Here is a 19,459-nt window from a genome sequence, read left to right as displayed (position 1 = left end):
GTATCATATTTATAGCGAATTCTCAAATAAATACTAGAACTTTAAACTGATTTTGTGGTATCATAACTCTATTAGAATAGGGAGGTATTACCATGCCAAAAGACGTTACTGTTGAAAGTTTTGAACTTGATCACACTATTGTAAAAGCACCTTATGTCCGTCTTATTTCAGAGGAAGTTGGACCTAAAGGAGATATCATCACAAACTTTGATATCCGTTTGATTCAACCTAATGAAAACAGTATTGATACAGGTGGTCTTCATACTATCGAACACCTACTCGCTAAACTGATCCGTCAACGTATCGATGGCCTTATTGATTGCTCACCATTTGGTTGCCGTACAGGTTTCCATATGATTATGTGGGGTAAACAAGATCCTACAGAAATTGCCAAAGTTATCAAATCTAGTCTTGAAGCTATCGCTAACGAGATTACATGGGAAGATGTTCCAGGGACAACCATTGAATCTTGTGGTAACTACAAGGATCACAGTCTTCATTCAGCTAAGGAATGGGCTAAACTTATCCTTGAACAAGGTATCTCAGACCAAGCCTTCGAACGCCATACCGTATAAAAAAAACATTGGGGTAAATCCCAATGTTTTTTAATATTTTCTAAAACGTTGATAACGCGCTTCAAGTAAGTCTTCTGTTGATAATTGGCTTAATTCTGCCAACTCATCTACAATTGCTGTCTTAATTGCTTCAATAATTTCACTTGTAAAGTAACCACGTTCTGGGATAACCTTATCAACGATTCCCATGTTAAGCAACTCGCCTGATGTAATCTTCATCAACTCTGCCGCCTCTTCTGAACGTGAGCCATCTTTCCAGAGGATAGTTGCAAATCCTTCAGGACTCAAGATAGAATAGATGGTATTTTCAAGCATCCAAACCTTATCGGCTACTGCCAAGGCAAGAGCTCCTCCCGAACCACCTTCACCAATGATAATGGCAATAATTGGCACCTTAAGGTCGCTCATTTCCATAAGGTTACGCGCAATTGCCTCACCTTGTCCGCGTTCCTCTGCCCCAACACCAGGATAAGCACCTGCAGTATTGATAAAGGTAACGACTGGACGACCAAACTTTTCAGCCTGTTTCATGAGGCGAAGAGCCTTCCGATAACCCTCTGGATGAGGTTGCCCAAAGTTACGATTGAGATTATCTTGTAGGTTTTTACCTTTTTGGATACCCACTACTGTAACGGCTTGGCCATTTAAGCGACCAATACCACCGATAACGGCACCATCATCACGGAAATTACGGTCACCATGAAGTTCGATAAAGTCATCGAAGATTCCTTGGGCAAAGTCCAAAGCAGTTAAACGGCCTTGGTCACGCGCTTCTTTTAAAATACGTGCTACGTCGCTCATTGAACACCTCCATGGAATGATAAGAGTGTGGCAATGGTATCAGCCAACTCTGTACGTTTAACAATGGCATCAACAAAACCATGTTCTTGAAGGAACTCAGCCTTTTGAAAATCATCTGGCAAAGTTTCACGAACTGTGTTTTCAATGACACGACGACCTGCAAAACCAATCAAGGTTTGTGGCTCAGCTAAGATGATATCACCTTCCATGGCGAAACTTGCTGTAACCCCACCAGTTGTTGGATCTGTCAATACAGTCAAATACAACAAGCCAGCATTCGAATGACGTTTTACAGTAGCTGAAATTTTAGCCATTTGCATCAAACTCATGATTCCTTCTTGCATACGGGCCCCACCAGATGCTGTAAAAATAACAACTGGAAGTTTTTCCTCAATCGCATGTTCAAAGAGTTTAGTGATTTTCTCACCAACAACAGTCCCCATTGAAGCCATGATAAAGTTAGAATCCATAATGGCCAAGGCTGTTTTTTGCCCCTTGATAGTTGCAACACCAGTCACAACAGCTTCATCAAGACCAGTTTTTTCCTTAGTCGCTGCTAGTTTCTCCATATAACCTGGAAAATTCAATGGATTTTCAGTTTTAATGCCTGTAAACAGTTCTTGGAAAGATCCCTCATCAACTGTTAAATCGAGACGTTCTTTAGCGGAAATACGGAAGGTATAAGAACAGTTTGGACAGATTTTAGCTTGCCCCAAGTCCTTTTGATAAATAGCTTGCTTACAGCCAGGACATTTGGCAAAAAGCTCATCTGGTACTTCTGGTACCTGGTGATCAACCCCATTACGTACAGAACGGTTAGGATTGATACGGATATACTTTTCTTTTCGATCAAATAATCCCATAAACTCTATTCCTCACGATTCTGGTATTCTGGTAGGAAAGTTTCCATCAAGAATGATGTATCATAATCTCCAGCAATAACGTTACGGTCTGAAATCAAATCCAATTGGAAGTCAGCATTTGTCACAACTCCATCGATTTCAAGCTCGTAAAGAGCACGTTGCATCTTCATGAGTGCCTCAAATCGATTTTCTCCATGAACAATGATTTTAGCAATCATTGAATCATAGTAAGGGGGAATAGTATAGCCAGGATAGACAGCACTGTCCACACGAAGGCCAACACCACCACTAGGTAGGTAGAGATTGCTAATTTTCCCTGGGCTTGGTGCAAAGTTGAACTTAGGATTTTCCGCATTGATACGACACTCAATGGCATGTCCCTTGATTTCAATATCATCTTGAGCCACAGATAATTTTTCACCTGCGGCAATACGGATTTGTTCTTTAACAATATCCACACCACTTACAAATTCAGTAACTGGGTGCTCAACTTGAACACGGGTATTCATTTCCATAAAGTAAAACTGACCTGTTTTTTCATCAAGAAGAAACTCGATAGTACCCGCATTTTCATAATTAACAGCCTTAGCGGCACGGACAGCCGCAGAACCAATTTCGTGACGAAGTGTCTTACCAATAGCAACTGACGGTGATTCTTCCAAAACCTTTTGGTTATTACGTTGAAGAGAGCAATCACGCTCACCTAGGTGAACAATATTACCATAGCTATCTCCCAAAATTTGAACCTCGATATGACGAGCTGGGTAAATAACTTTTTCAATATACATCGCCCCATTACCAAAGGCTGCTTTAGCTTCTTGTGACGCAGATTCGAAAGCAGGAGCTAACTCTTCTTCAGTGTTAACCTTACGAATCCCCTTACCGCCACCACCAGCAGAAGCCTTAAGCATTACTGGGTAACCAAGACGGTTGGCAACCTCTAAAGCCTCCTCAGCTGTAAAGACTTCACCATCTGAACCAGGAATTACAGGGACATTAGCCTTAATCATTTCAGCACGGGCATTGATTTTATCACCCATCTTGTCCATGACTTCGCCTGAAGGACCAATAAACTTGATGTTCATTTCTTCACAGAGAGTGGCAAATTTAGAGTTTTCACTCAAGAAACCAAACCCTGGATGAATAGCTTGAGCCTCAGTCACAATAGCAGCTGATAGGACACGATTCATATTCAAATAAGAATCCGTTGATTTTGCAGGCCCGATACAAATAGCTTCATCAGCGAGCATAGTATGGAGAGAATCCTTATCCGCTTCAGAATAAATAGCAACCGTTTGGATACCCAATTCACGCGCTGCACGGATAATACGCACTGCAATTTCACCACGATTGGCAATCAATAATTTTTTAAACATAAAACAAGATAACATCAGACATTTTTTGATAGTCTGTGTTGATTTCCTTTCTATGTGATAGACCAATATCTAAAGAAAAATCCTTTCCGACTGTCGCCAGAAGGATTTTCACAAAACATTAGCTTCCAATAGCAAAAGTCAAAGTACCTGATGCAGCAAGTTTACCATCGACTTCAGCCTTAGCTTCAACAACAGCAATTGTTCCACGACGTTTAACAAACTTAGCTGTCATAACAAGTTGGTCACCAGGAACCACTTGTTTTTTAAATTTAACCTTATCCATACCTGCATAAAAGACTAATTTGCCCTTGTTTTCAGGTTTAGACAATTCAAGAACACCAGCTGTTTGCGCAAGAGCTTCCATGATAAGAACACCAGGCATAACTGGGTATTGAGGAAAATGTCCATTAAAGAAAGGTTCATTGATCGTTACATTTTTAATAGCTGTGATTTCGTCTTCTGAAACTTCTAGCACACGGTCAACCAAAAGCATTGGATAACGGTGTGGTAAAGCTTCACGAATAGCATTAATATCAATTGTCATTTGATGCGTACCAATCCTTTTCCGTAGTCAACAACTTCTTCATTCGCTACCAAGATTTCAGTAATAACACCATCTTTAGGTGCTGGCACTTCATTCATCACCTTCATTGCTTCAACGATAAGAAGCGTTTGACCTTTCTTAACAGTATCACCAATAGAAACAAAGGCTGGTTTTTCAGGTGATGGAGACAAGTAAGCCACACCAACAAGTGGACTTTCAACCACTTCACCTTCAGCAGCTTGAGCAGGAGCAGAAGCTTCTTCAACTGGTGTTGCTGGAGTTTCAACAGCGGCAGGTGCTGCTACTGGAGCTTGAGGAGCTGGCGCAACTACTTCAACTGTAGGAGCTACTGGGGCAGCTGTTACTGAACTTGTTTGATTTTTGCTCAAGTTCAATTCTTCACCATTATTTTTGTATGAAAATTCACGTAAAGTTGAAGCATCAAATTGAGCCAATAAATCTTTGATTTCAGAAATATTCATGAATTAAGCCTCCCAACGTTTAAAGGCAAGAACAGCATTGTGTCCACCAAAACCGAAGGTATTTGAAATTGCGTACTCAATATCAGCTTCTTGACCTTCACCATAAACAACATTAGCTTCGATGTAGTCAGACAATTCTTTTGTACCAGCAGTTTTCGGTACATAGCTATGACGAATCGCTTCGATTGTTGCAATAGCCTCAACTGCACCAGCAGCACCTAGCAAGTGACCTGTAAATGATTTAGTAGATGAAACTGGAACATCTTTACCAAGTACAGAAACAATGGCACCACTTTCACCCTTTTCATTAGCAGGTGTTGATGTCCCGTGAGCATTGACATAATCAACATCTTCAGGTTTGATACCAGCTTCATTGATAGCCAATTTAATTGCTTTAGCAGCACCTGAACCGTCTGGAGTTGGTGTTGTCATGTGGTAGGCATCACAGTTTGATCCGTAACCAACAATCTCAGCCAAGATGTTAGCACCACGTTTTTGGGCATGTTCCAAGCTTTCGATAACGAGAACCCCTGCACCTTCACCCATAACAAAACCATTACGGTCTTTATCAAATGGAATTGATGAACGTTCTGGATCCTCTGTTGTTGAAAGTGCTGTAAGAGCATTGAAACCACCAATACCAATCTTAGTGATTGAAGCTTCAGCACCACCAGCCAAGACAACATCATGCAAACCGAATTTAATTTCACGGAAGGCTTCACCGATTGCATCATTGGCAGAGGCACAAGCAGTCGTCACTGATTTACATACCCCTTGAGCACCAATTTTAAGAGCAATGTTACCAGCACCCATGTTTGAAAGTGCTTTAGGGATAAACATTGGTTTGATACGTTTCATCCCACGTTCGTGCATACGAATGATTTGATCTTCAAGTTCTTGAAGACCACCGATACCAGATGACACGATGACACCAACACGATCACGATCTTCTTCTTCCATGTTAAGTCCTGAATTTTCAAGAGCTTCCATAGCAGCATAAATCGCATAAAGTGAGTAAGTGTCCATACGGTTAGTATCTTTTTTCACAAAGTACTTATCGAACGGGAAATCTTGGATTTCACCAGCGTTAAAGACTGGAATTTCAGAAGCATCGAACTTCGTAATTGGTTTGATACCAATTTTACCGTCATGAAGACTGTTCCAAAATTCTTCTGGTGTATTACCGATTGGTGAGGTTACGCCGTAACCTGTAACAACAACACGATTTGTAGACATATATATTCTCCTTTTGTCGGATGGATATTCTAGTAAATGATTTTTTATATTGACATTCAATTATTGCATGGTCATACCACCATCAATAGCGATGGTTTGACCTGTGAGATATTCTTGACTAGCCAAGAATGCTGCAACTTCAGCCACTTCTTCTGCTTGACCAATACGTTTCATTGGCACTTGAGCAATCATAGCATCTTTCATTTTCTCTGGAATAGCGTCAGTCATATCTGATTCAATGAAACCAGGAGCAATAGCATTGACACGGACACCACGAGCCGCAACTTCACGCGCCACTGATTTTGTAAAACCAATCAAACCAGCTTTTGAAGCCGCATAGTTAGCTTGACCAATATTCCCCATGAGACCTACAACAGATGACATATTGATGATGGCACCTTGACGAGCCTTAGACATTGGTTTTAAGACAGCCTGTGTCATATTGAAAGCACCAGTCAAGTTGATTTTCAAGACACGTTCAAAATCTTCTTCACTCATCTTCAACATCAACTTATCGTTAGTGATCCCAGCATTATTAACTAGAACATCAACACTACCAAGCTTTTCAATAGCTTCAGCTACCATACGTTTAGCATCTTCACCGTTAGAAATATCACCTGAGATACCTACAACAGTTACACCATAATCTGCAAACTGTGCAAGCAAGTCCTCAGAGATTTCAGAACGTCCATTTAAAACAACATTGGCACCAAGACTAGCAAATTTGTGTGCCACAGCTAATCCAATTCCACGTGTTGAACCTGTTACAAAAACATTTTTATTCTTAAGTTCCATGTTTACCTCGTTTTAAGCATTAAGAAGGGCATCAAGACTAGCTTGATCTTCAACATTATGAGTTGGTAAGGTTTTATCAATTTTCTTCAAGAAGCCTGACAAGACTTTTCCTGGACCAATCTCAATTACTTCATCTACACCAAATTCTTGGATAGTGGCAATCGAATCATAAAAACGTACAGGTTCCATCACCTGACGAGCCAAAAGTGCTTTGACGTCTTCTGACTTCATGATTTGAGCCTCAGTATTACCTACTAAAGGAAGCGTAAAGTCCTTGAATGACACTTTCTCAAGTTCTGCTGCCAATTTTTGACTAGCTGATTCAAGTAAAGCTGTATGGAACGGCCCTGAAACATTAAGAGGAATCAGACGTTTAGCACCAGCTTCTTTAAGCAATTCCACAGCATAATCAACAGCCTCAACTTCACCACCAATAACAATTTGTGCTGGAGTATTATAGTTAGCAGGCGTTACTACACCCTTTTCAGATGCTTTTTGACAGATTTCTTCAATCAAACTTGGATCTGTATTCATGACAGCAACCATTTTCCCACTTCCAGCAGGAGCAGCTGTTTCCATGAATTCTCCACGTTTAGCAACCAGGGCTACCGCATCCTCAAATGAGAGTGCTCCAGCCGCAACTAGGGCAGAATATTCACCCAAAGAGAGACCGGCAACAATATCAGGAGTGATACCATTTTCTGCCAAAAGGCGATAAATGGCTACTGACGTTGTCAAAATAGCTGGTTGAGTATAGCGTGTCTGATTAAGTTTTTCTTCGTTAGAATCAATCAATTCACGCAAATCATAACCTAGAATACGACTTGCCGTATCAAATGTCTCTTTGACAACGGGATAAGTCGCATACAAATCGCTCGCCATGCCCAATTTCTGAGCCCCTTGACCAGCAAATAAGAACGCACGTTTTGTCACTATCCTAATCCTTTCGACGTTTTTAGACGTTTACATCTGCCCAACGAGCAGCTTCTTCTTTAATCACCTTGGCAGCACCTGTGTATAGGTCTTCCAAGATTTCTGCACATGTTTCTTCTTTACGAACAAGACCTGCAATTTGTCCAGCCATAACTGAACCATATTCCACATCTCCATCAACAACCGCGTTACGAAGGGCACCTGCACCAAGCTCTTCAATTTCCTCTTGAGTCTTCTTACCAGCCAAGAAATCTTTTTCAGCTTGGTTATATTCAGTAGCCAATTTATTCTTAATCGCACGAACTGGGTGTCCAACAACTGAGGCTGAAATAACAGTATCAATATCTTTAGCCTTCAAAATCTTATCTTTGAAGTTTTGGTGTGCATTAGATTCTTTAGCAACAGCGAAACGCGTACCAACCTGAACAGCTTCTGCTCCAAGCATAAGAACAGCAGCCATACCACGTCCATCAGCAACACCACCAGCTCCAATAACTGGGATAGATACCGCATCAGCAACTTGGCGAACAAGTGCCATAGTTGTCAATTTACCGATGTGACCACCAGCTTCCATACCTTCTGCGACAACAGCATCTGCTCCAAGTTTTTCCATACGTTTAGCAAGTGCTACCGATGGAATAACTGGGATTACTGTAATTCCAGCATCGTGGAAACGCTCCATATATTTACCTGGATTTCCGGCTCCTGTTGTAACAACCTTAACGCTCTCTTCGATAACGAGGTCAACGATGTCATCTGCAAATGGTGACAAAAGCATGATATTAACACCGAAAGGTTTGTCAGTGATTTGTTTTACTCTATCAATATTAGCTTTTACCACTTCTTTAGGGGCATTACCGCCACCAATAATTCCGAGTCCACCAGCATTTGAAACGGCTCCTGCCAAGTCGCCATCAGCAACCCAGGCCATACCACCTTGGAAGATTGGATATTTAATTCCTAACAGTTCTGTAATACGAGATTTCATTTTGCACCTTTTTTCGATTTTCTAATCAAATAAATAGTTTAATAATCAAAGTAATTGTATAAACAAAGGAGAATATCCCAAATAAGAATATTCTCTATGCCCTGCTTATTTAGTTTTTTCTTCTACGTAAGCAACAAGGTCACCAACAGTGTTAAGACCTTCTTCAGTTTCGATTTGGATATCGAACTCATCTTCGATTTCTGAGATAACTTGGAACACGTCAAGTGAGTCAGCGTCAAGTTCGTCAAAAGTAGTTTCTACTTTTACTTCTTCTGCATCTTTCCCAAGTTCTTCAACGATGATTTCTTGTACTTTTTCAAATACTGCCATTTTAATTTCTCCTTTAAGATAAATATATTTCTTATAATCTATGCTGGTGCATAATTTATATAACTAGATTTTAACAATAAGACTGCCCCATGTCAAACCCCCACCAAAACCTGATAAGAGAATTGTTTGACCGCTGTCTAATTTTAAGGTCCCATTCGCCACGTTTTCAGAAAGCAGAATTGGGATACTTGCCGCACTGGTATTACCATAAGACATCATGTTTGCCAAGAATTTATCACGACTGACATCGATTTTCTTAGCCATAATATCCAAAATACGAATATTAGCTTGATGAAGAAGGAAGTAATCAGGCTCACCTTTTTCTTCAACCAAGGCCTTAATACTCTTTGAAACCGTCTTAACGGCAAAATCAAAGATTGCTTTCCCATCCATTTGCATATAGGGATTAGGCTGATCAGACTCATCTGAATAAGGCGAGATAACTGCAGAGGCTCCTGACTCAAGACCACCCTTGCTACCATCGGTATTTAAAGATTCTCCCAAGAAATGTTCTTCTTCAGTTTCTTCCAAAAGGACTCCGCCAGCACCATCTCCAAAGAGGACAGCTGTTGTACGGTCAGACCAGTCTAACGTTTTAGAAAGGACTTCAGCACCAATAACTAGACCTCTTTTGTAGACACCTGACTTAATCAATTTTTCTGCGGTTGCCAGGGCAAAGACAAACCCACTACATGCCGCAGTAATATCAAAAGCAAAGGCATTGACTGCTCCAATTGTTCCTTGAACACGCGCTGCCACTGACGGCATAGAGCTATCAGGAGAAATCGTTGCAACTAAAACAAAGTCTAGCTCCTCAGGAGCTAATCCTGATTTTTCTAATAGCTGATGAGCAACATTGGTAGCTAAATCACTCGTATTCTCATTCAATGAGATGCGACGTTCCTGAATACCTGTACGTGAGCGAATCCACTCATCGCTAGTATCCATGATTTTTGATAGGTCATCATTAGTCACGACCTGAGCAGGTGCATAATGGGCAACCTGACTAATTTTTGCAAATGCCATTATTTCAACTCCTCAAGAAATGCGTGGAGATTTTCCAATCCCTTGCTCATAACCTTCAATTCCTCGTCGTTAAAGCCTTCTGTAATCCTCATCACCATTGATTTATGAAAACGACGGTGAAGACGATATACCAAACGACCCTTTTTAGAAAGCGAAAGATGGACCACACGACGGTCAACTGATGAACGCGTACGGACAATATAACCTTTCTTTTCAAGTTTATTGAGAGATGTTGTTACAGTACCAAGAGTTAGCATGAGTTCTTTAGCTACTGCACTTGGTGTCGTATCTGGATGTGTACCGATCACATCAATGGTATGCATTTCCTTGAGGGAAACATCGTTAAACTTTGAATTCTTTAAACTTGCTTCTTCGATAATAACTACGTTATTAAAAATATCAACAAGATAGCCATCAATTTTGTCGTAATTCACACCAGACTCCTTTCAATAAAACTTTGACTTTCAAATTATATCAGACTCAAACTAATTTCGCAAGCCCGATTAAAAAACTTTAGTTTTTCTTTTAGAAAATGTGGCTATTTCCCTTGGAATTTAGGTCGACGACGCTCACTATAAGCACGTACCCCTTCTTTGAAGTCTTCTGTGAAAGCAAGAGATTTTTGCAAGTCAAGTTCCAACTTAGCGTAATTTTCCCATCCTGCAAATTCAGATTCCCAAACCATTTCTTTAATAGCTTTAAAGGAATTCACTGAAGAGCGGTTCAATTTTTTAATCAATTGACTCACAGTTTTTTCAAGTTTTTCTGACTCAACAACTTTGTAGGCAATTCCCCAGTCCAAGGCTTTTTCAGCTGATACTGGCTCTCCTGTCATGGTAATTTGAGTCGCACGGTTAATACCGATTGAACGTGTCAAAAGGTAGAGACCTCCAGCGTCAGGTGCCAAACCAACACCTACAAAAGCTTGGATGAATTTAGCTTTATCAGATGCAATCGTAAAGTCTGCTGCAACAGCTAAGTTAGCTGCAGCACCTGCACATGGTCCATCAACTACCATGATGACTGGCTTAGGCAATTTTTTAAGAGCAAAAGAAATTTCATTTACCTGCTCAGCAATACGAACCAAAGACTGTACATCATCTACAGCAACCGCTTTTTGCATTTGATCAAGGTCACCGCCAACAGAAAAGACTTTTCCATTAGCATTGATTACCAAGAATTTTACTGACGCATCTTGTTTAGCTTGCTCAATTGCAGCCATAATCTCATCACAAACTGGAATATTAAATCCATTTTGCACTTCTGGACGATTAAGCGTTAAAGTTGCTACTCCATCTTCAACACTATAAAGAATTGTTTCGTAAGCCATTTTTTGCATTCCTCCGATAACTAGTTCCTATATGAAAACCGTATGTTCTTTATATTTTTATCACAATTTTATTTGATGAATAGATAATTTGATTATCAAATCATTCATCGTTAATTTCTAGTATACCATAGTCCATCTAAAGGTCAACAAAAACTTAGAGTTTTTTAATTTGATACATCAAAACACCGAGTTCTACAACTAACTCGGTGTCTCTTCTATTTTAATAAATCTAAAACATCCATAAGGTTATCCAACAAGCCTTTGGCTGCACCTTGATCCATACCAAAACGATTATCTTTAATGGCCCAAACCTCAACACCTGCAGCGACTCCAGCAGCAATCCCCTTTTCGCTATCTTCGATAATCAGCGCCTGATTTGCTTCCACGTTCAAATGCTGTAATGCTGTCAGATAAATCTCTGGATTGGGTTTACTCTCTTTAAATTCTTCTCCTGAGAGAACCACATCAAAGAAACCGTTCAAATGATTTTCCTCCAAAGCTCTAAGGATATCTGCCTTTACTGAGCTAGAAGCTAAACCTATTTTCAACCCTCGAGAATTCACTTCATTCAAGACCTTGAAAACATCAGGAAAGATTAATTCTTTATAGGGTAAGGGGTTGTCTTGTTTATAGGCATTGTACTCTTCTTGTAAAGTTGGCACATCCCAGTTATCATAGTCATCTCTGAGAATATTTTCCCAAACTTGCTTGGTATTTCCACCTATAAAGAAAGACGGGGGTAAATGGTCTATTGAAATTCCCTTTTGAGCTAAGAAATTTGCACGTCGATCATAATAATATTTTTCAGTGTCAAAAAGGACACCATCCATATCAAAAATAATTGCCTCTACCACGGGATATCCTCCTTTTCTTTCCTTATTGTACCATAATCAGACTAAATCTTACTTGCTTTTAAAAACAATGTGACAAATTGTCAGAATTTTGCTATAATTGTAGAGTAATTTAAAATTTTTGGAGTAACTATGAAAGTCATCAAATTCGGTGGGAGCTCACTTGCTTCAGCCACACAATTAGAAAAAGTCTTAAACATTGTAAAATCTGACCCTGAACGTCGCTTTGTCGTAGTATCAGCCCCTGGTAAGCGTAACGATGAAGATACCAAAGTCACAGACGCCTTGATTAAATACTATAAACACTACACAAAAGGTGCTGATGTCAAAGCTGACCAAGAATGGATTATTAACCGCTACCAAGCTATGGTCGATGAGCTAGGCTTCAAATCAACAGAAATGGCGAAGATTGCTAAATCTATCAACGATCTTGCCACTCTTCCTATTGAAGACAATGATTTCCTTTATGATACTTTCCTAGCTGCAGGGGAAGATAATAACGCAAAATTAATCGCAGAATATTTCCGTAATAACGGTATTGAAGCACGTTACGTTCACCCTCGCCAAGCTGGTATTTTCGTCTCAAGCGAACCTGGAAATGCTCGTATCCTTCCAGGAGCTTATGACAAGTTGGAAGAGCTTCGTGAATCAGATGAGGTTCTTGTAATCCCTGGTTTCTTCGGTGTTACCCCTGATAATCAAATTTGTACTTTCTCACGTGGAGGCTCTGATATCACTGGTTCTATCGTTGCAGCTGGAGTTAAGGCAGACTTATATGAAAACTTCACAGACGTAGATGGTATTTTCGCAGCCCATCCTGGTGTCGTTCATGAACCACATTCAATTCCAGAGTTGACTTACAAGGAAATGCGTGAATTGGCATATGCTGGCTTCTCAGTTCTGCATGATGAGGCTCTACTCCCTGCCTATCGTGGTAAAATTCCATTGGTTATTAAAAATACTAATAATCCAGACCATCCAGGCACACGCATTATTCTTGAACACAAGGGTGCAACTGTTCCTGTCGTTGGTATTGCGAGTGATGATAAATTCGTCAGCATCAATATGACCAAATACCTCATGAACCGTGAAGTTGGTTTTGGACGTAAGGTCCTCCAAATTTTGGAAGATTTAAACATCCGTTGGGAACACATGCCTTCTGGAATCGATGATCTCTCAATCATTATTCGAGAACGTGAACTTACCCCAATCAAAGAACAAGAAATTCTTTCATACTTGACTCGTGAACTCGGTGTTGATGAAGTTGAAATTGAACACGGCCTTTCAATCCTCATGATTGTTGGTGAAAATATGAAAGACCACATCGGTGTTACAGCGACAGCGGCTAAAGCGCTCTCTGAAAAACATATTAACCTAGAAATGATTTCTCAAGGTTCTAGTGAGGTTTCTGTTATGTTTGTAATTGAAACCGAGCAAGAAAAAGCAGCTGTCAGAGCTCTTTACGATGCTTTTTTCCGTAGTGGCGATTAATCTAAAAACCTATCTCCTTCTAGGGATAGGTTTTTTCTTTATGAGAAATACTAAGCTAGGTCTCATGATATCTACTCCAATAGAAAATTCGTTGAGCAATTATACACAGCAATTGCTAACCAAAAAACACTAACTTTCGTTAGTGCTTTTTTTACAAGATATTTTCGTAACTTTCACGAACGGCATCTGGCCAAACTGAAGTTTGAACCTCACCAATATGTTTCTTACGAAGCAAGAACATAGCCATACGTGACTGACCAATACCTCCACCAATTGTTAGTGGGAAAAGGCCATGTAACAAGGCTTGGTGCCAATCCAATTTCAAACGATCTTGGTCGCCAGTAATTTCAACCTGACGTTTAAGGGCATCTTCATCAACACGAATACCCATTGATGACAATTCAAAGGCATGTCCTAATTGTTCATTCCAAACCAAGATATCCCCATTCAAACCATGGTAACCATTCTCAGACTCAGTTGTCCAGTCATCATAGTCAGGTGCACGGCCATCATGTGGTTTTCCATCAGGAAGAACACCACCGATACCAATCAAGAATACAGCGCCATATTCCTTGGTAATAGCATCTTCACGCTCTTTTGGTGTCAAATCAGGGTACTTCTCAACAAGCTCTTCTGAATGGATGAAGGTAATTTTCTTTGGTAAAATTGCTTCAATATCGTAACGTGCTTCAACTGCTAGCTCAGTCAAACGAATGACCTTATAAATGGTTTCAACAGTTTCTTTCAAGTAAGCAATATTACGATGTCCGTCAGGAATAACTTTTTCCCAGTCCCATTGGTCAACGTAAACAGAGTGCGTTGCATCCAATGAATCTTCATCTGGACGAAGAGCCTTCATATTAACCACGAGCCCTTCACCTTCATTGAAACCAAAACGAGCCAAAGTATGGCGTTTCCATTTTGCTAATGAGTGAACAACTTCGTATGTTGCGTCAGGAATCTGAAGCACATTAACAGTTACAGGATTTTCAATACCGCTCAAATTATCCTGCATACCATCCCCGACCTTACTCAAAATAGGCCCTTGCACTTCAACGACGTCAAGTTTATCAATCAAATACTGTGTAAAAGTATTCTTCACAAAAGAAATTTCCTCTTGTTGATGAATGAAGCTCTTTTTCATACGCTCCTCCTTTAAAAAATCGATAAGCCTATTATACTCCTATTTTTCAGAAAAATAAAGAAATTTTCCAACAATTTGGAAAATTTCTTGTTTTTTATGTTAGGTTTTATCACATTTTCTTAGTCAGCTTCACAACTGCTTCTGTTCGAGCTGTATGAGGAAACATGTCTACTGACTGAATATAATTAACATCATAAACTTTAGCCAAAGAAACTAGGTCTCTAGCCAAAGTAGATACATTACATGAAACATAAACCATTTTTTCAGGAGTGTAGGCCAGTATCGTTCTAAGTAGCTTATCATCTAAACCAGTTCTAGGTGGATCCACAATAAGAGCATCTGCTCGATAACCTTCCTTGTACCAACGTGGAATGATATCTTCTGCTTTCCCCACCTCATAGTGAGCATTTCCCAGTCCAAGTGATTTAGCATTCTTTCTAGCATCCTCAATAGCCTCTGGAATAATATCCATACCTCGAATACTCTTTACCTTATTTGCAAAAGCAAGTCCAATAGTACCAACGCCACAATAAGCATCAATAAGGTGTTCAGCTTTACCTACATCCAAAGCTTCAACGGCCTGACCATAGAGTACCTCTGTTTGTTGAGGATTCAACTGGTAAAATGCACGAGGAGAGAGAGCAAAGCTATAGTCCAGTACCTCTTCTTGAATAGTGTCTTGCCCCCAAAGAATTTCCGTCTCTTGACCATAAATCTCACTGGATTTCGAATAATTATAATTGACAGCAATAGTTACAATCTCTGGAAAACTTTCCGTCAATTCCTTAACCAATTTAGTGAAAGAAACTGATTTAGAGGTTACAAAAATCAACTGGACCTGATTTGAACCCAAAGCACGTCGTATCATAACAGTACGAATTCCAGCAATTTTACGCTCATTATAAATTGGGAACTTGTATTTATCTAACAAATTTGTCACCTTATTCATAATGGCTTGAGTTAGATCATCCTGAACTAGACAATCATCAATATTAATGAGGCGATGACTCCCTTCCGCAAATAAGCCAGCTTTAACTGAGCCATCAAAAGAACGGGTTTGAAATTGTAGTTTAGCTCGGTAATGTTGTGGTTGCTCCATACCAATTGTTGGACGAATGTCATATGACTGAAAATTAGCCGGTTTAAACTTCTTCAAGGCTTGTCCTAATAAGTCAGTTTTAAACTCTAATTGCTTATCATAACGAAGATGCATTAACTGGCAACCGCCACAGTCTTCATAAATACTACATGCAGGTTCGACACGAAACTTAGAAGGTTTATTAATCTTTAATAATTTCGCCTGAACAAAGTTTCTCTTGACAGAAACAACCTGACAGAACACCTCTTCACCCTTCAAAGCCCCTGGCACAAAAACTAGAGTTTTCTTATAAAAACCAATGCCTTCGCCATTGATTCCCATGCGTTTTATCTTAAGCGGGATACGCTGTTTCACTTGTAAATTCATACTACCATTCTAACATTTTGATATAATAATAACTATGAAAATCACAAAAATCGAGAAGAAAAAGAGACTTTATCTCCTTGAGATAGACAAAAAAGAGAGTCTCTACGTTACAGAAGATACCATCGTTAAATACATGTTGACAAAAGAAATGATACTGGACAAAGATCAACTAGAGAATATTAAATCCTTTGCCCAGTTCTCGCATGGTAAAAATTTAGCTCTCTATTTTATTTCCTTTAAACAACGTACTGAGAAAGAGGTAAAAGATTACCTTTTTAAACATGAAATAAACCCTCATATAATTCCAAAAATTATTGATAATCTAAAAAAAGATCACTGGATTGATGATTACAAACTCCTAGAAAGTCTAGCTCAACAAAATCTGAATTCAGGCGATAAAGGAGCCTATGTGCTGAAGCAAAAATGGCTTCAAAAAGGTTGTAACAAATCGATCATTGACGATGTTTTAAGTCAATTTGATTTCTCAGAAATAGCCATTAGAGTAGCTGCAAAACTGTTACGAAAATATCAGGGAAAACTACCATCTAAAGCTCTAAAAGATAAATTAACTCAAAGCCTTATCAATAAAGGTTTTTCATTCCAAGAAAGTAAACTAGCAATCGATCATCTAGAACTTGAAGCAGATGAAGAAAATGAGCAAGCTCTCCTTTATAACGAAATTGATAAGCAATATCAAAAATTTAGTAAAAAATACGACGGTTATGAGCTTAAGCAACGCTTGACACAATCTTTAGCCCGAAAAGGTTATGACTTTGATGCGATAGCATCCGCTCTAAGAGAATATTTATAGGTATTCCCCCTCTTTTCAAAAAATTATGATACAATAAAGGGGATAACCCTTATTGTAGAAAGAGGACGCCATGAAATTACCAAAAGAAGGCGACTTTATCACAATTCAAAGTTATAAGCATGATGGTAGTTTGCACCGTACTTGGCGCGATACTATGGTACTAAAGACAACTGAGAATGCTGTTATTGGCGTTAACGATCACACCCTCGTTACTGAAGCAGACGGAAGACGATGGGTGACGCGTGAACCTGCTATTGTTTATTTCCACAAAAAATACTGGTTTAATATTATAGCCATGATTAGGGATAACGGCATTTCCTACTACTGCAATTTAGCTAGTCCATATATTTTGGACCAAGAAGCACTAAAATATATAGACTATGACCTAGATGTCAAAGTCTTCGCTGATGGTGAAAAAAAATTGCTAGATGTAGATGAGTATGAAACACATAAAAAAGAAATGCATTACTCTCCTGATATTGACTATATCTTAAAGGAACATGTTAAAATCTTGGTAGATTGGATTAACAATGGTAAGGGGCCATTTTCACAATCTTATGTTAACATCTGGTACAAACGTTATCTTGAACTAAGGAATCGTTAAAGTTGTCATAAAAAAGACTAGTAATGATACTAGTCTTTTTTTGCACTAAAAACTAATGCTTCGGAGTCTAAATCCATATTCAAAAGATAACGCCCTTCTTCTACTTGAACAAGATACCCTAATAATTCTAAAGCATCAACAAAAATATTCCTCCTTTTTTGAAGTGCATATTCCTTCCTAACGTATTTTAAAAGAAAAGTCGTAACATGTTTCAAAAAATATTCAGGATTAACATCCCCTAATAAGTCATATAATCTATTCTGCTCTTCCGATAATGGTAGATTTTTTCTTAATTTATAGAAATAATTTGAAATCGTAAGTTCGTCTCTCGTGATACCCGTTTGTTCGATAATAACAACATCATTAGTAGAATTAGATATCTTAGTAACAAAACTACGATTTAATAGTTCTAAATAACAAGAAGAATTATCATTAATAAAAAAATGCTGGTCTAAGTCAATTTTAGAAGAATCCGACACAAGACTAATTAATAAACGGTAACGTTTCTCAAATCGTTCAATATAGCCTGCTTTTACAAACTCCTCAATTAATTTATCTATATTCTTTTGAAAAGGAAACTCCCTTTTTATTGCTCTCAGGGTCACAGGCTGATTAAGATATAGATAATTCACTATTTCCATAAAAAAAGCTTGCTTACATAGTTTGTTTGGGTTAAATTGTATTATCATAAGAAGTATTATACCATTAATCAGACAACTAAAAAAAGGCCTGACGGCCTAATTTTATGCATTAAAGCTTTCAGTCAACTGTGGTACTACTTGTTTCTTACGAGAAACAGCTCCTTCAAGGAAAGCATGATTATTTTCTAAAACAAAATCAAAAGCATTTTCAACTTTATCAGTGTTTGAACCAAGTGCAAGAATCTCTGAATTTGAATTAAGAATATCAGTAATCATTAAGACAAAGTCAGAGTATCCATTGCTTTTAATTGAGTTATTAATAGCTTCCTCGATTTCCTCTTGACGAGAAAGAACATCGGCAATATCAACTGTATTAACTTGTGCAACACGAACTTGATTGCCATTCAATTCGAAAGTTTTGGCATCAATATCAATAAGTTCTTCAGCAGATTTAGAAGAAAGATTAGTACCAGCTTTAAGCATAGCAAGTCCATATTCTTCCAAATTAACTCCAGCAATTTCTGCAAGTTCAGCTGCTACTGCAGGATCTGAAGCATGTGTAGTTGGAGATTTAAGGAGAAGAGTATCCGAAATCAAACCTGACAAAAGCAAACCAGCCACTTCCTTAGGAACTTCAACATTGTTTTCTTTGAACATACGATAAACAATTGAAGAAGCTGATCCAACAGGTTCCAATCGCATCATTAATGGATTAGCGGTTTCAAAGTTAGCCACACGGTGATGGTCTACCACCTCAATAACCTCAACATCCTTAATATCTGAAATAGATTGTTGAAACTCATTATGGTCTGTAAGAATAACTTGATTAACTCCCTCCGATTGAGCAGACTCAACCACTCGTGGTGCTTCAACACCAAAATAATCAAGAACAAAAGCAGTTTCCTCGTTAGGAGTACCCAAAGCAACAGCTTCAGCATCAACACCAAGTTGACGTTTCAAATAAGCATATCCATAAGAAGACCCGATTGCATCAGAATCAGGGTTTTGATGACCAAAAACAAAAACTTTAGACATAAATTCACCTCAAAATAGTATTATAAGCTATTATAACATATAAAAAAAAGAAACAAAATAAAAAGAGTAACCTAAGTTACTCGAAATATAGTCCGTACGGGATTCGAACCCGTGTTACCGCCGTGAAAAGGCGGTGTC

At 38.8% G+C, this 19,459-nt stretch carries 22 protein-coding genes; 4 read left to right on the top strand and 18 right to left on the bottom strand.

Going from position 1 to position 19,459, the window contains the following annotated elements; translation table 11 throughout:
• Positions 1-92: 92 nt before the first annotated feature.
• Entirely contained in the window at positions 93-575 is a 483-nt protein-coding gene (locus tag AX663_RS09615) for an S-ribosylhomocysteine lyase (protein WP_002885585.1), read from the top strand.
• Between the two features lie 30 nt (positions 576-605).
• Here the strand turns inward: AX663_RS09615 and AX663_RS09610 are convergent, their stop codons facing one another.
• The 14 genes from AX663_RS09610 to AX663_RS09545 form a co-directional block, all read right to left on the bottom strand.
• Positions 606-1,376 carry an acetyl-CoA carboxylase carboxyl transferase subunit alpha gene (locus tag AX663_RS09610; protein ID WP_014633561.1) on the bottom strand — a complete coding sequence of 257 codons (771 nt, stop codon included), beginning with the start codon at positions 1,374-1,376 and terminating at the stop codon, positions 606-608.
• Positions 1,373-2,239: an acetyl-CoA carboxylase, carboxyltransferase subunit beta gene (gene accD, locus AX663_RS09605; protein WP_037601843.1), complete on the bottom strand. Its 867-nt coding sequence runs from the start codon at positions 2,237-2,239 to the stop codon at positions 1,373-1,375. The genes AX663_RS09610 and accD overlap by 4 nt, the downstream gene beginning before the upstream one ends.
• Positions 2,240-2,244: 5 nt before the next feature.
• Positions 2,245-3,615 (bottom strand): acetyl-CoA carboxylase biotin carboxylase subunit, encoded by a 1,371-nt coding sequence (locus AX663_RS09600; protein WP_060973376.1) that lies wholly within the window; start codon positions 3,613-3,615, stop codon positions 2,245-2,247.
• A gap of 118 nt (positions 3,616-3,733) precedes the next feature.
• Entirely contained in the window at positions 3,734-4,159 is a 426-nt protein-coding gene (gene fabZ, locus AX663_RS09595; RefSeq protein WP_002885470.1) for a 3-hydroxyacyl-ACP dehydratase FabZ, read from the bottom strand.
• Positions 4,156-4,641, bottom strand: a complete 486-nt coding sequence (gene accB, locus AX663_RS09590) for an acetyl-CoA carboxylase biotin carboxyl carrier protein (protein ID WP_037601841.1) — start codon at positions 4,639-4,641, stop codon at positions 4,156-4,158. The genes fabZ and accB overlap by 4 nt, the downstream gene beginning before the upstream one ends.
• Before the next feature lie 3 nt (positions 4,642-4,644).
• Positions 4,645-5,877: a beta-ketoacyl-ACP synthase II gene (fabF, locus tag AX663_RS09585; protein ID WP_002885574.1), complete on the bottom strand. Its 1,233-nt coding sequence runs from the start codon at positions 5,875-5,877 to the stop codon at positions 4,645-4,647.
• A 60-nt stretch (positions 5,878-5,937) separates the two neighbouring features.
• The gene (fabG, locus tag AX663_RS09580; protein WP_002886656.1) at positions 5,938-6,672 is read right to left on the bottom strand and encodes a 3-oxoacyl-[acyl-carrier-protein] reductase; all 735 of its coding nucleotides are present in this window, start codon (positions 6,670-6,672) and stop codon (positions 5,938-5,940) included.
• 12 nt (positions 6,673-6,684) lie between these two features.
• Positions 6,685-7,605 (bottom strand): ACP S-malonyltransferase, encoded by a 921-nt coding sequence (gene fabD / locus AX663_RS09575; RefSeq protein ID WP_002886655.1) that lies wholly within the window; start codon positions 7,603-7,605, stop codon positions 6,685-6,687.
• Positions 7,606-7,627: 22 nt separating this feature from the next.
• Complete coding sequence (gene fabK, locus AX663_RS09570) at positions 7,628-8,593, bottom strand: enoyl-[acyl-carrier-protein] reductase FabK (protein WP_060973340.1); 966 nt, start codon at positions 8,591-8,593, stop codon at positions 7,628-7,630.
• A gap of 105 nt (positions 8,594-8,698) precedes the next feature.
• Complete coding sequence (locus AX663_RS09565; RefSeq protein ID WP_002885495.1) at positions 8,699-8,923, bottom strand: acyl carrier protein; 225 nt, start codon at positions 8,921-8,923, stop codon at positions 8,699-8,701.
• Between the two features lie 63 nt (positions 8,924-8,986).
• Entirely contained in the window at positions 8,987-9,949 is a 963-nt protein-coding gene (locus tag AX663_RS09560) for a beta-ketoacyl-ACP synthase III (protein ID WP_037601832.1), read from the bottom strand.
• A complete protein-coding gene (gene fabT, locus AX663_RS09555) occupies positions 9,949-10,383 on the bottom strand; it encodes a fatty acid biosynthesis transcriptional regulator FabT (protein WP_002885562.1) in 435 nt (144 codons plus the stop codon). Before fabT ends, AX663_RS09560 begins: the two co-directional genes overlap by 1 nt.
• 104 nt (positions 10,384-10,487) lie before the next feature.
• Positions 10,488-11,279, bottom strand: a complete 792-nt coding sequence (locus tag AX663_RS09550; RefSeq protein WP_037601410.1) for an enoyl-CoA hydratase — start codon at positions 11,277-11,279, stop codon at positions 10,488-10,490.
• Positions 11,280-11,494: 215 nt separating this feature from the next.
• Positions 11,495-12,133, bottom strand: a complete 639-nt coding sequence (locus tag AX663_RS09545; protein WP_002886650.1) for an HAD family hydrolase — start codon at positions 12,131-12,133, stop codon at positions 11,495-11,497.
• A gap of 129 nt (positions 12,134-12,262) precedes the next feature.
• Between AX663_RS09545 and AX663_RS09540 the strand changes: the two genes are divergently transcribed.
• On the top strand, positions 12,263-13,621 hold the full coding sequence (locus AX663_RS09540) for an aspartate kinase (protein WP_002890033.1): 1,359 nt from the start codon (positions 12,263-12,265) through the stop codon (positions 13,619-13,621).
• Positions 13,622-13,772: 151 nt separating this feature from the next.
• On the opposite strand, the gene asnA is transcribed toward AX663_RS09540, so the two are convergent.
• Positions 13,773-14,765: an aspartate--ammonia ligase gene (gene asnA / locus AX663_RS09535; RefSeq protein WP_014633569.1), complete on the bottom strand. Its 993-nt coding sequence runs from the start codon at positions 14,763-14,765 to the stop codon at positions 13,773-13,775.
• A gap of 109 nt (positions 14,766-14,874) precedes the next feature.
• Positions 14,875-16,230, bottom strand: a complete 1,356-nt coding sequence (gene rlmD / locus AX663_RS09530; RefSeq protein ID WP_060973339.1) for a 23S rRNA (uracil(1939)-C(5))-methyltransferase RlmD — start codon at positions 16,228-16,230, stop codon at positions 14,875-14,877.
• Between the two features lie 34 nt (positions 16,231-16,264).
• On the opposite strand from rlmD, the gene recX reads away from it, so the two are divergent.
• Complete coding sequence (gene recX, locus AX663_RS09525; protein WP_060973338.1) at positions 16,265-17,041, top strand: recombination regulator RecX; 777 nt, start codon at positions 16,265-16,267, stop codon at positions 17,039-17,041.
• 70 nt (positions 17,042-17,111) lie between these two features.
• Positions 17,112-17,645: a nucleoside tri-diphosphate phosphatase gene (ntdP, locus tag AX663_RS09520; RefSeq protein WP_002886644.1), complete on the top strand. Its 534-nt coding sequence runs from the start codon at positions 17,112-17,114 to the stop codon at positions 17,643-17,645.
• Between the two features lie 29 nt (positions 17,646-17,674).
• On the opposite strand, the gene AX663_RS09515 is transcribed toward ntdP, so the two are convergent.
• Together AX663_RS09515 and AX663_RS09510 are read right to left on the bottom strand one after the other, a co-directional pair.
• On the bottom strand, positions 17,675-18,334 hold the full coding sequence (locus AX663_RS09515; protein ID WP_060973337.1) for a DUF1803 domain-containing protein: 660 nt from the start codon (positions 18,332-18,334) through the stop codon (positions 17,675-17,677).
• A 54-nt stretch (positions 18,335-18,388) separates the two neighbouring features.
• Complete coding sequence (locus tag AX663_RS09510) at positions 18,389-19,321, bottom strand: manganese-dependent inorganic pyrophosphatase (RefSeq protein ID WP_060973336.1); 933 nt, start codon at positions 19,319-19,321, stop codon at positions 18,389-18,391.
• Between the last annotated feature and the right edge of the window lie 138 nt (positions 19,322-19,459).

It is taken from the genome of Streptococcus sp. CCH8-H5 (genome assembly GCF_001556505.1).
In the GTDB taxonomy this organism is placed as follows: domain Bacteria; phylum Bacillota; class Bacilli; order Lactobacillales; family Streptococcaceae; genus Streptococcus.
This window is presented reverse-complemented; position numbering and strand designations above follow the sequence as displayed.

Coding starts and splice junctions, on each gene's coding strand:
- AX663_RS09615 (WP_002885585.1), top strand. CDS start 93: ATGCCAAAAGACGTTACTGTTGAAAGTTTTGAACTTGATCACACTATT.
- AX663_RS09610 (WP_014633561.1), bottom strand. CDS start 1,376: ATGAGCGACGTAGCACGTATTTTAAAAGAAGCGCGTGACCAAGGCCGT.
- accD (WP_037601843.1), bottom strand. CDS start 2,239: ATGGGATTATTTGATCGAAAAGAAAAGTATATCCGTATCAATCCTAAC.
- AX663_RS09600 (WP_060973376.1), bottom strand. CDS start 3,615: ATGTTTAAAAAATTATTGATTGCCAATCGTGGTGAAATTGCAGTGCGT.
- fabZ (WP_002885470.1), bottom strand. CDS start 4,159: ATGACAATTGATATTAATGCTATTCGTGAAGCTTTACCACACCGTTAT.
- accB (WP_037601841.1), bottom strand. CDS start 4,641: ATGAATATTTCTGAAATCAAAGATTTATTGGCTCAATTTGATGCTTCA.
- fabF (WP_002885574.1), bottom strand. CDS start 5,877: ATGTCTACAAATCGTGTTGTTGTTACAGGTTACGGCGTAACCTCACCA.
- fabG (WP_002886656.1), bottom strand. CDS start 6,672: ATGGAACTTAAGAATAAAAATGTTTTTGTAACAGGTTCAACACGTGGA.
- fabK (WP_060973340.1), bottom strand. CDS start 8,593: ATGAAATCTCGTATTACAGAACTGTTAGGAATTAAATATCCAATCTTC.
- AX663_RS09565 (WP_002885495.1), bottom strand. CDS start 8,923: ATGGCAGTATTTGAAAAAGTACAAGAAATCATCGTTGAAGAACTTGGG.
- AX663_RS09560 (WP_037601832.1), bottom strand. CDS start 9,949: ATGGCATTTGCAAAAATTAGTCAGGTTGCCCATTATGCACCTGCTCAG.
- AX663_RS09550 (WP_037601410.1), bottom strand. CDS start 11,279: ATGGCTTACGAAACAATTCTTTATAGTGTTGAAGATGGAGTAGCAACT.
- AX663_RS09540 (WP_002890033.1), top strand. CDS start 12,263: ATGAAAGTCATCAAATTCGGTGGGAGCTCACTTGCTTCAGCCACACAA.
- asnA (WP_014633569.1), bottom strand. CDS start 14,765: ATGAAAAAGAGCTTCATTCATCAACAAGAGGAAATTTCTTTTGTGAAG.
- rlmD (WP_060973339.1), bottom strand. CDS start 16,230: ATGAATTTACAAGTGAAACAGCGTATCCCGCTTAAGATAAAACGCATG.
- recX (WP_060973338.1), top strand. CDS start 16,265: ATGAAAATCACAAAAATCGAGAAGAAAAAGAGACTTTATCTCCTTGAG.
- ntdP (WP_002886644.1), top strand. CDS start 17,112: ATGAAATTACCAAAAGAAGGCGACTTTATCACAATTCAAAGTTATAAG.
- AX663_RS09515 (WP_060973337.1), bottom strand. CDS start 18,334: ATGATAATACAATTTAACCCAAACAAACTATGTAAGCAAGCTTTTTTT.
- AX663_RS09510 (WP_060973336.1), bottom strand. CDS start 19,321: ATGTCTAAAGTTTTTGTTTTTGGTCATCAAAACCCTGATTCTGATGCA.